8 protein-coding genes are annotated in these 11,820 nt (G+C 53.0%); all 8 read left to right on the top strand.

Going from position 1 to position 11,820, the window contains the following annotated elements; genetic code table 11:
- The first annotated feature begins 1 nt into the window (after position 1).
- The 8 genes from Undi14_RS03985 to Undi14_RS03950 all read left to right on the top strand — a co-directional run bounded on the left by Undi14_RS03985 (position 2) and on the right by Undi14_RS03950 (position 11,149).
- Complete coding sequence (locus Undi14_RS03985) at positions 2 to 562, top strand: sugar transferase (RefSeq protein ID WP_186884972.1); 561 nt, start codon at positions 2 to 4, stop codon at positions 560 to 562.
- Positions 563 to 617: 55 nt separating this feature from the next.
- Positions 618 to 2,504 carry a nucleoside-diphosphate sugar epimerase/dehydratase gene (locus Undi14_RS03980; protein ID WP_304941611.1) on the top strand — a complete coding sequence of 629 codons (1,887 nt, stop codon included), beginning with the start codon at positions 618 to 620 and terminating at the stop codon, positions 2,502 to 2,504.
- Positions 2,505 to 2,555: 51 nt separating this feature from the next.
- Complete coding sequence (locus Undi14_RS03975) at positions 2,556 to 3,932, top strand: phosphomannomutase/phosphoglucomutase (protein ID WP_200177979.1); 1,377 nt, start codon at positions 2,556 to 2,558, stop codon at positions 3,930 to 3,932.
- A 228-nt stretch (positions 3,933 to 4,160) separates the two neighbouring features.
- Positions 4,161 to 5,132, top strand: coding sequence for a lipopolysaccharide heptosyltransferase I (waaC, locus tag Undi14_RS03970; protein WP_200177978.1), 972 nt, complete (start codon positions 4,161 to 4,163; stop codon positions 5,130 to 5,132).
- Positions 5,133 to 5,187: 55 nt separating this feature from the next.
- Positions 5,188 to 6,177 (top strand): glycosyltransferase family 2 protein, encoded by a 990-nt coding sequence (locus Undi14_RS03965; protein ID WP_200177977.1) that lies wholly within the window; start codon positions 5,188 to 5,190, stop codon positions 6,175 to 6,177.
- A 49-nt stretch (positions 6,178 to 6,226) separates the two neighbouring features.
- Positions 6,227 to 7,126 carry a DMT family transporter gene (locus Undi14_RS03960; protein ID WP_200177976.1) on the top strand — a complete coding sequence of 300 codons (900 nt, stop codon included), beginning with the start codon at positions 6,227 to 6,229 and terminating at the stop codon, positions 7,124 to 7,126.
- A 3-nt stretch (positions 7,127 to 7,129) separates the two neighbouring features.
- Positions 7,130 to 8,410 carry a lipid IV(A) 3-deoxy-D-manno-octulosonic acid transferase gene (gene waaA, locus Undi14_RS03955; RefSeq protein WP_200177975.1) on the top strand — a complete coding sequence of 427 codons (1,281 nt, stop codon included), beginning with the start codon at positions 7,130 to 7,132 and terminating at the stop codon, positions 8,408 to 8,410.
- Between the two features lie 234 nt (positions 8,411 to 8,644).
- Positions 8,645 to 11,149, top strand: a complete 2,505-nt coding sequence (locus Undi14_RS03950) for an adenosylcobalamin-dependent ribonucleoside-diphosphate reductase (protein ID WP_200177974.1) — start codon at positions 8,645 to 8,647, stop codon at positions 11,147 to 11,149.
- Positions 11,150 to 11,820: the final 671 nt, after the last annotated feature.

The raw sequence follows: 11,820 nt of genomic DNA, 5'->3' as shown, positions 1-11,820 counted from the left end.
GTTGAAACGTTGCTTTGACCTGCTGCTCGCTGTATGTGCCACACTCATATTGCTGTTGCCCATACTGATTACCGCCTTGTGCGTGAAGCTGACTTCGCGCGGCCCTGCCGTTTACTGGTCGGATCGTGTTGGCAAGAATAATGTCATCTTCAAGATGCCGAAATTCCGCAGCATGCGCATAGACACGCCCGCAGTTGCCACGCACTTGTTGAGTAACCCGGATCAGTATCTGACGCCGATAGGCTCGTTTCTCAGAAAATCAAGTCTGGATGAATTGCCGCAACTGTGGAGTATCCTGAACGGCGATATGAGTTTCGTTGGCCCGCGCCCGGCGCTGTACAATCAGCATGATCTGATTGCCTTACGTACTGAAAAAAACGTCCATACGATTCCGCCCGGTTTAACGGGCTGGGCGCAGGTTAATGGTCGTGATGAATTACCGATTCCGGTGAAAGTGGAACTGGATGCCTATTATCTGCAACATCAGTCATTTCTTCTGGATATGCGCATATTGCTGATGACCTTTTTCAAGGTTTTGCGTCGCGACGGCATTACGCATTAGGACAAACTTCATGCTGCAAACACTACTCCATCTCCCCCGCCTGCAGAAGCAAATCATGGCCGCTGCGCTTGATGCGCTGTGTCTGCCGCTGATCTTCATACTGGCAATCTGGTTGCGTTACGATGGTTTTAACGCCGAGTTATTCCGGCATTATTTCTGGCTGATCGTTTCTATCCCTGTTGTCTCTATCCCGATTTTTATCCGCATCGGTTTGTACCGTGCAGTGATTCGTTTTATCGATCAGAAAATTATCAGCGTGATCTTTATCGGTGCCAGCACATCAGTTCTGCTGCTGGCCTTCATCGGCGTGATGCTGCACATTATGCCGATTTCACGCGCGATCTTCGGCTTTTTCTGGGCCGGTTCTATTCTCTATCTCGGTGCCAGCCGTTTTCTCGCACGCAGCTGGTTTCTGCGCGCCGATATGGCAGACAACGTGATTCACGTCTGCATTTACGGCGCAGGAAAAGCTGGGGCGCAACTCGCTACGGCATTGCGGGCAGGCGGTGAACATATCTGCGTTGCGTTTATTGATGACAATGAAAAAAAACACCGCTCAACGATCGCTGGTATCCAGATTTACAGCCCGGCAGAAATTGATGCGCTGGTGGTGAAACTGGGGATCAAACAGATTCTGTTGGCGATACCCTCGGCCAGTAAAACCCGGCAAAAGCAGATACTGAATCAGCTCGAACATCTGAAGTTGAAAATTAAAGTCACGCCTTCCATACAAAGTCTGGTCAATGGCGAACTGCGTGTTCAGGATGTGCGCGATGTTGAAATTGAAGATTTGCTGGGCCGTGATCAGGTAGAGCCGGATGCCCGTTTACTGAGTACCTGCATCACTGGCAAACATGTGTTGGTCACCGGTGCGGGTGGCTCCATTGGTTCAGAACTGTGCCGCCAGATTCTGCGTCAGCGCCCCAAAAAACTGGTGTTACTGGAAATGTCCGAATACGCTTTATATGCAATCGAGCATGAATTGCTGTCGCTGCGCGCTCAGCTTCATCTTGATGTCGAGATACTGCCGTTTCTCGGCACGGTGCTTGATGCTGCCAAGCTCGACAGAATTTTTGCTGCCTGTAGCATAGACACGCTGTACCACGCCGCTGCCTACAAACATGTGCCGCTGGTCGAACACAATCCTGTCGAAGGCATACGCAATAATGTGTTCGGTACGCTGGCGGTGGCGCAAGCGGCGATCAAGGCGAAAGTAGCTAACTTCGTGCTGATTTCCACGGATAAAGCAGTGCGTCCTACGAATGTCATGGGTACCAGCAAACGGCTCGCAGAATTAATTTTGCAGGCGTTTTCGCATGGCCAGCACAGCACGCGTTTTTGTATGGTGCGCTTTGGTAATGTGCTGGGCTCGTCAGGCTCAGTCGTGCCGCTGTTTCGCAAACAGATCATGGCAGGTGGCCCGATTACTTTGACGCATCCTGAAATCACCCGCTATTTCATGACCATCCCTGAAGCAGCGCAACTGGTGTTGCAGGCAGGAGCCATGGGCGAAGGCGGCGATGTCTTTGTGCTTGATATGGGTGAACCGGTGCGCATTATCGATCTGGCGCGCCGCATGGTGCATCTGAGCGGGCTGGAAGTGAAATCAGAAACTACGCCGCAGGGAACGATAGAGATACAGCACGTCGGCCTGCGTCCCGGTGAAAAACTGTACGAAGAACTGCTGATCGGCGACAACGTTGAAGGCACCAGCCACCCGCTGATTATGCGGGCGCAGGAAAATGAAATTCCCTGGGAGCAATTAAGCCTGGCGCTGACCGCGCTTGAGCAAGCCTGCACCGTATTTGACTATGAACAAATACGTGCCCTGTTATTAAAAACAGTGGCAGAATACCAGCCGCAATGCGGCATCGAAGATCTGATCTGGCAGGCATCCCATGTCAACTCAGGCAGCACGACCGACATCAAAGTTCTGCATTAAATAGCTATTTACAATTCCCGTCATCATCTCATTTTGATCAGCAAGGTTGCTATGTCCCTACTTTCCCCCAGCATTTTCAAGGCTTATGATATTCGCGGCATTATCGGCAAAACGCTCGATGCTGATGTTGCTTACCTGATTGGTCAGGCCTTCGGCAGCGCCGCCGTTGCCAAAGGTGAAAAGACCGTCGTGATTGGCCGCGATGGTCGCTTGTCCGGCCCCGATCTGATCACCGCGCTCGCTAAAGGTTTGCAATCCACTGGTGTCGATGTGATCGATCTCGGCGTGGTTGTCACACCGATGGTGTATTTCGGTACCAATGTGCTGGGTGCGACGTCCGGCATCATGGTCACCGGCAGCCATAATCCACCGGATTACAACGGTTTCAAAATGGTGCTCGCCGGTGAAGCGATTTATGGCGACGCAATTCTGGCGCTGTATCAAACCATACTGAAAAAAGAATTTGCCCAGGGCAGCGGCAGCTATCGCAGCCACGATATCAAGGCAGCGTATCTCGAACGCATTATCGGCGACGTCAAACTGGCGCGCCCGATCAAGATCGCCGTCGATTGCGGTAACGGTGTGGCCGGTGCGTTTGCGGCAGATCTGTATCGCGGTATGGGTTGCGAAGTGATCGAATTATTCTGCGAAGTTGATGGTACTTTCCCGAATCACCATCCTGATCCGGCTCATGCTGAAAACCTGCAAGACTTAATCCGTTGCCTGCAAACCACCGATGCCGAAATCGGCTTGGCCTTTGATGGCGATGGCGACCGCCTCGGTGTTGTGACGAAAGACGGACAGATCATTTACCCTGATCGCCAGCTGATGCTGTTTGCCGAAGATGTGTTGACACGCAATCCTGGTGCGCAGATTCTGTATGACGTGAAATGCACGCGCCATATCGCACCGTGGGTCAAAGCACGCGGCGGTGTACCGCTGATGTGGAAAACCGGGCATTCGCTGGTGAAAGCGAAATTGCGTGAAACCGGGTCACCGCTCGGCGGCGAAATGAGCGGGCATATTTTCTTCAAAGACCGCTGGTATGGTTTTGATGATGGCTTGTACGCCGGTGCCCGTTTGCTGGAAATTCTGAGTCGCGTTACGGACATGACCGCGACTCTGAATGACTTGCCACAATCGGCCTCGACGCCGGAACTGCAACTGAAATTAGCGGAAGGCGAGAATTTCACACTCATCGCTGCGATGCAGGCGAATGCAAATTTCCCGGGTTCCGATGAAATCATCACGATTGACGGTCTGCGGGTTGAATATCCGGATGGCTTCGGTCTGGCACGCTCTTCGAATACGACACCAGTAATCGTGATGCGTTTTGAAGCAGAAACACCCGCCGCGCTGGCACGCATACAAGCGGCGATGAAACAGGCAGTGCTGGCGGTGAAACCGGATGCAGTGTTACCGTTTTAAGGTGCTGAAGTCTTTACGGGCCTGATAATGGCCAGTAAAGGCAAAAAAAACCCTTTAAAATGCCCTGAATATACTCCCCCCAGTATTTTCTACAGCCCAATGTTTATAAGGACATGAAGGCGAAAATACGAAAAATAAGGGGGAGTATATGAAAAAGGCACAAAATTTCGGCTTCTGGCTACTCTGTTCTTCGTTTAATCTGTCCTTACCTTTGTTGCTGACAATCTCGTGAAAATTCTGCTGGTCCGTGTTTCTTCCCTTGGCGACGTGCTGCATAACATGCCGGTTGTCGATGATCTGCTGCGCCATTTTCCAGGTGCGCAAATCGACTGGGTGGTCGAAGAAGCCTATGTGAATCTGGTGCGTCTGCATCCCGGTGTGCGGCATATCATCCCTTTCGCCTTACGGCGCTGGCGCAAGAGTTTGCGTTCCGCCACAACACGCGCAGAAATCGCCGGTTTTTACCGCCAGTTACGGCATGACGCCTACGATCTGATCCTCGACACGCAAGGGCTGCTGAAAACCGGCCTCATCATGGGCATGGCACGCAAAACGCCAAACGGGAAAAAAGTCGGTCTGGCGAATGGTACCGAGGGTTCTGGTTACGAAGGCGTTTCGCGACTATTTCATGATCTCAGCGTACCGGTCGATAAACACACCCATGCTGTCTTGCGCGGGCGTCTGGTCGCTGCCGCAGCGGCAGGCTATGTGGTCAACACACCGGCCAGTTTCGGCTTACGCGTTCCGACAGGCGATACCAGCTGGAAACCGGCGACACCTTACGTGGTCTTTTTCCACGGCACCGCTGGGGCGGCAAAAAAATGGGCGCGGGACAACTGGATAGCAATTGCCGCGTATCTGCGCCAATACGATTTACCGATTCTGCTGCCGTGGGGCAGCCCGGCCGAAAAAACCGAAGCAGTAGCGATGGCCGCCGCGATGCCGAATGCAACGGTGTTACCGGCGCTCTCCATGCAAGAAGCCACGATACTGGCGCAATCAGCCGCGCTGGCCATCGGTGTCGATACCGGCCTGACGCATATCGCGGCTGCTTATGAAACACCGACCATAGAAATTTACTGCGCCTCACCGAAATGGAAAACCGAAGGAAACTGGTCACCGAAGATCATCAACCTCGGTGATAATGGCGTACCGCCCGGCGTTACTGAAGTCGAACAGGCAATACAGCAGTTACTATAACAACGCAGCCGCTGTCAGCACCTCCGGCAATTTGAACTGAAAAGAATATCACCGCATGCAAGCCGCTCCCTCATCGCCTACTCCCAAAGTCAGCGTCGTCATCGTCAACTGGAATGGCGGCGACTTGCTGCAACGCTGCGTCACCGATCTGTGCGCGCAAACCTATCAGCCGCATGAAATCATCGTAGTGGACAATGCCAGCAGCGACGGCTCCGGTCATGCGATAGAACAGGCGTTTCCACAGGTCAAAGTGATTCATGCGGGCAGCAATCTGGGGTTTGCGGCGGGAAATAATCTCGCCGTCAAACTGGCAGCGCCCGACAGCGAGTGGATCGCTTTGCTGAATCCGGATGCGTTTCCTGAACCGGACTGGCTCAAAGCCTTAGTGGATGCTGCCGTTGCACAGCCGGAATTCGCGATCTTCGGCAGCCGCCTGATGGATGCCAACACACGTACCCTGCTCGATGGCGTCGGTGACGCGTATCACGTCAGCGGACTGGTCTGGCGCGAGGCGCACGGGCAGCCATTGCAGCCATCATTTTTAGAACGCCGGGAAATTTTTTCGACCTGCGCCGCTGCTGGTTTGTACCGGCGCGATGTGTTCGATGCGATTGGTGGTTTTGATGAAGATTATTTTTGCTATGTCGAGGACATTGATCTCGGCTTTCGCTACCAGTTGCTCGGCCACCGCTGTTTGTACGTGCCGGAGTCGGTTGCGAATCATGTAGGCTCGGCATTAACCGGAAAACGCAGCGATTTTTCTGTGTATTACGGCCACCGCAATCTGGTCTGGACTTTCGTTAAAAACATGCCCGGCATCTTGTTCTGGCTTTGCCTGCCTTTGCATTTATTACTGAATCTGATCACGGTTGCCTACTTCATCAAAGTTGGTCAGGGCAAGGTCATTCTGCGCGCCAAGCGTGACGCCTTGTACGGCTTGCCGGACACCTGGCGCAAACGCCGCACGATACAGTCGCAACGGGTCGCCAGCATCAGCCATATCTGGCGCTTGCTGAACAAGAAACTCAGCCGCCGTGCGACTTAGGGTATAGTCCTGCTTCTTCAGATTTCTGCATTATTTTCTTTTTTACCACATGACTATCCGCAAGAGCCTCGACGGCAACGCCATCGGCCTGATGTTACTGCTTTGCCTGTGCTGGGGTTTGCAACAAGTGGCGGTCAAAATGGCCACGCATGCCATCAGTTCCACATTACAACTCGGCTTACGCTCTGGCATTGCCGCCATGTTAGTGCTCGCTTTAATTTCGCTCAGAAAAATTCCGTTCACGCTGACGGGGCCGCATCTGCGCCCGGGTTTGCTGGCGGGTCTGCTGTTCGCAGGCGAATTTCTGGCGGTCTCGTACGGACTCAATTTCACCACGGCATCGCACATGTCGGTGTTCTTATACACAGCTCCCATCTTCACGGTGCTTGCACTGCACTGGCTGATTCCAGCAGAACGTCTGCAGGCACGGCAATGGCTGGGCATATTGATGGCCTTTGGTGGCGTCGCCATTGCGTTTTCCGGCGCGTTTGGCAATAACCCGCGCGCCATGCATGACATGCTGATCGGTGACAGTTTCGGTATTCTGGCGGCACTGCTGTGGGCGTCGACAACGGTGGTGATACGTAAATCGAGCTTATCTGAAGCAGAGCCAACGACCACGCTGTTTTATCAGCTCGCTGGTGCAGCTGTCGCATTGACTGCGATTGCCTATGCGCAGGGCGACAATGTGTTTGCAGCGTGGGATCAAGCCGCCTGGATCAGCATGTTGTTTCAAAGTGTGGTGGTGGCTTTTGCCAGTTATCTGGCGTGGTTCTGGCTGATGCGCCGCTATCTGGCGTCGCGCCTGTCTGCGTTTTCGTTTCTGACGCCGCTGTTCGGTGTCGCGGCCGGTGTCGTGCTGATGAATGATGTCGTCAGCCCGCGCTTTGCGGTTGGCGCCGTGATGGTACTCAGTGGTATCGTGCTGGTGAATTTCAGAAAAAACTAATCCATGCGCCTTCTTTATTCTTTCGTCTGGGGTTTATCGCTACCGTTCGCTGTCTTCCGTCTCTGGTGGCGAGGTCGCCGTGAGCCGGGTTACCGCCAGCATATCGCCGAACGTCTGGGATTTTTCCCTGCTTATCAAAAACAGGCGACGATCTGGGTGCATGCGGTATCGGCTGGTGAAACACGCGCCGCCGAGCCTTTGATACGGGCATTACTCGATGCGTATCCGCAGCATCATCTGTTGCTGACGCACATGACCGCGACCGGACGTGAAACCGGCGGCAAGCTGTTTGCCGATGTATCGTCACGGCTGACGCAGGCATTTTTGCCGTATGACATTAACTGGATGATGCGCCGTTTTCTGCGGCATTATTCTCCGGAATTGTGCGTGCTGATAGAAACGGAAGTCTGGCCGAATCTGATTGCCCAATGCAAAGAATTGCAGGTGCCAGTCACGCTGGTGAATGCACGACTGTCAGCAAAATCGCTGAACAAAGCACGTCGTTTGTCCGCCCTGATGCTGCCAGCGGCACACGCGATCAGCGCGGTTGCAGCGCAGTCGAATCCGGATGCGGAACGCTTGCGTGAACTGGGCATCAGCGAACCACAAGTCACAGGAAATATGAAGTTTGATGTTACGCCGCCAGCACTGATGGCGGAACGCGGCATTGCCTTACGCCGTAGTTTTGGCGAGCGTCAGGTCATCTTGTGCGCCAGTACCCGGGACGGTGAAGAAGAACTGATCCTCGCTGCGTTTCAGGAACAATTTCCGTTGCTGCATGAGAAACCCTTGCTGATCATCACACCGCGCCATCCGCAACGTTTTGATCAGGTGGCAGGCATGCTGGAAACGCGTGGCATCGCGTATGTCCGCCGCTCAAGCATCGATCATGCAACGATCGCGCCAATTGCCAGCGACGTACAGGTATTGCTGGGCGACACCATGGGTGAAATGTATATGTACTATGCCGCTGCTGATGTCGCCTTCGTCGGCGGCAGTCTGGTGCCGCTGGGCGGACATAATCTGATCGAAGCCTGCGCGATGGGCAAAGCCGTGCTGACGGGGCTGCATACCTTTAATTTTTCCGAAATCACCGATCAGGCTATTGCAGCCGGTGCTGCTTTGCGGGTTGACGGCGCGCGGAGTATGCTACGCGAAGCGCTTGCCTTACTTGGCGACGATAAAAAACGCCAAACTATGGGACAACATGCACATGCGTTTTTTTTACAGCATCAGGGCGCAACCGCCCGCACCATGGCAATTCTGGCACCATACCTGAGCTGAGTCATAGAATCAGGGTCTTTTCAACATAGCAATTACTTACTGGCGAAATTACTGCATCAGTAAGAATTGAAACAAGAAATGATGAACAGGCAGGGATTTTGTCTGCCTTGATACCCATCAAGGCAAATCAGCCCCTGCCCCATATACTGAAGCGCTGCCCATCATAGTGGCGCTGGCTTTAAGACAATAATCGATACGATAATCTGTAATCCTCACTGAGAAATTAATCCGATAATGAATGCGAACGTACAACTCCCGGGAATCACTGACATGGCGCCACAGGAAATCTCTCTCGATGTTTTATTAGAAAAATACGCGAAGGGCGAAGAAGCCACTATTCATGATGTGCAGGCACGCGTCGCCAAGGCTCTCGCCAGCGTTGAACAAGCGGACGTGCAGGCCTATTACGAAGAAAAATTCTTATGGGCGCAAAAGAACGGTTTTGTTCCTGCAGGACGGATTAATTCCGCAGCCGGTATGGATTTACATGCGACGCTGATCAACTGTTTCGTACAACCGGTCGGCGACTCTGTATCCAGCCCAACGGATGGCAAACCCGGCATTTACGCGGCACTGGCAGACGCCGCTGAAACCATGCGGCGCGGCGGCGGTGTCGGCTACGATTTTTCCAGCATTCGTCCTAAGGATGCGCTGGTGCGCGGTACACGTTCACGCGCCTCCGGCCCGGTATCCTTCATGCAGGTGTTCAATGCCTCATGCTCGACGGTTGAATCTGCAGGTGCGCGACGCGGTGCGCAAATGGGTGTGCTGCGCGGCGATCATCCCGATATTCTGGAATTTATCCGCTCCAAAGACGAAGGCGGCCTGACCAACTTTAATATCTCCATCGGCGTCACCGATGAGTTCATGCAAGCGGTCGCTGCCGATACGGATTTCTGCCTCGTACACAAAGCAGAACCGAGTGAAGACCGCAAAGCCGCAGGCGCCTACCAGCGTGAAGATGGTCTGTGGGTCTACGAAACACTGCGCGCCCGCGACCTGTGGGAAGTCGTCATGAAATCGACTTACGACCATGCAGAGCCAGGCATTCTGTTCCTGTCACGTATGAATACAGAAAACAATCTGTATTACTGCGAAAAAATCGAAGCGACTAATCCTTGCGCCGAACAGCCTTTGCCGGATTATGGCTGCTGCTGCCTCGGCTCTATTAATCTGACACGTTTCGTCAAGAATCCCTTCTCGCTCGGCACCAGCTTTGATTTTGATGCATTTAAATCCGTCATCACAGTGGCGACCCGCATGCTCGACAATGTGCTCGATGCCACCGCATGGCCACTCGATCTGCAAAAAGCCGAAGCAATGTCAAAGCGCCGCGTCGGCCTTGGCTTTCTCGGTATCGGCAGCACTCTGGTGATGCTGGGCATACGCTACGATTCCGACGAAGGGCGCGAATTCGCCCGTCAGGTATCTGAAGTTCTGCGCGATACGGCGTATCTCGCCTCCGCCGAACTGGCAAAAGAAAAAGGCGCATTCCCCTTGTTCGACAGCCAGAAATATTTATCCGGTCAGTTCGCACAACGTCTGCCAAAAGCAGTTCGTAAAGCCATAGAAAAAAATGGTCTGCGCAATTCTCACCTGTTATCGATTGCACCAACCGGCACCATCACACTGGCTTTTGCTGACAACGCGTCGAACGGTATCGAACCAGCGTTTTCATGGGTCTATAACCGTAAAAAACGCATGGCCGTTGGCGATGCGCGTATTTATGAAGTTGCCGATCACGCCTGGCGTTTATACCGAGCGATGGGACATGACGTGTCCGACGACAACAAATTGCCGCATCAGTTTGTCACCGCGCTGAATATGTCTGCCAGCGACCACATGAAAATGCTGCAGGTCGTACAGCCTTATATTGACTCTGCGATCTCGAAAACAGTCAACGTACCGGCCGATTATCCATACGAAGACTTCCAGAATTTGTATATGGACGCATGGCGCGCCGGACTCAAAGGTCTGGCAACCTACCGGCCAAACAGCATACTCGGCAGCGTCTTATCGGTCGCCAGCACAACACCGGAACCGGAAGCAGCCACGGCAGTCACGCATCAGCAGCATGATGAAGATTTGCTGCGTAAACAGTTTGAGGGACGTCCTTTCGGCGATCTGGAATCAATCACCTCAAAAGTGCAGTACACCACCTATGAAGGTAAAAAAACGGTGTACCTGACCGTCAGCTTCATACACGTACAAGGTATGGTCGGTGGCGAACTGATTACGATAGAACGTCCGTTTGAATTCTTCATGCCAGCCGGTCAGAAAAACGATGGACAGCAATGGATTTCCGCCAGCATGCGTCTGCTGTCAATGGCGGCGCGCTCTGGTGGCTCCATCGCAAAAGCCTTGGCCGATATGCGTGAAGTCGTGTGGGATAAGGGCACAGTACGCTGCGGCATGCTGACCAAAGACGACGGCTCACAAGCGCCGCTGTTCCACGAATCCGAAGTGGCTGCCATCGGCTACGCATTGCAACGCATCCTGATGAAACGCGGCTTTCTGGACGCCTCCGGTAATCAGATTCCGGTGCATGTGCTGGCCGAGAAATTTAAATCCCGCCTGCAACAATATGGCGTCAACGATCTGACTTACGTCGCCGAAACCGCGCCGGTATCGTATATCCCCAGCGGAAAAAAATGCCCGGATTGCGGCGCGTATGCATTGCAAAAGATAGATGGCTGCAGCCGTTGTGTTTCCTGCGGCTACGTCGGCGCTTGCGGCTGAACACACACTAGCCGGATATATTCAGAAGCCTTCACCTGCTCGCTTGAGCGGGTGAAGGTAAAAAAACAGTTCCCGTTGTATTTCATTGAGACTAACGAAAAATTGCCCCGACAAGGCATAGTAAAGACGGCACCCAACCTACACGCCAACCAGATGCACACATGACGTCATCTCACGGTATGTTCAAATACCCTCAGCAAATTGCCTTGAACGTATCTTCGTGCATAACCATCCCCTGATACTGTCAGCAGTCTCGTATTAGTCACATACTCATGCGTCTGTTTAAAAAAAAACAACACTGTCGGGACTTCGGTGGTAATTTTCATTGTTGCAAAAATAAAAACTGTACAATGGAATCCTCATCTGTGCTTTACCGCTCACTTTTCCGCAGTCAATGCTCGCATTGAGCTCTGATAGTGCATCAATGCGCTGGCGTTGCAGACACATTCTTTCCCCGTTCCGCTCTATTTATTTGAAAGTCGCGCCATGCTACAACGCATCTTTTCGATAAGATGGCTGGCTTTTGCCAGCCTCTTCATCACCATACTCAGCGCGGCGCTTCCAGTGCATGCTGACCCGATTAGTTTCAATCCAGCCCAGGGTAGCAACTATACTTGCACAGTAAACACCTATTGCACCATCAGCCTCACATACGGTTTCGCAGGAACGAT

It is taken from the genome of Undibacterium sp. 14-3-2 (assembly GCF_016595265.1).
GTDB classification, from domain to species: Bacteria; Pseudomonadota; Gammaproteobacteria; order Burkholderiales; family Burkholderiaceae_D; genus Undibacterium; species Undibacterium aquatile.
The sequence above is the reverse complement of the archived record's forward strand: the minus strand, read 5'-3'. Positions and strand labels throughout refer to the sequence as shown.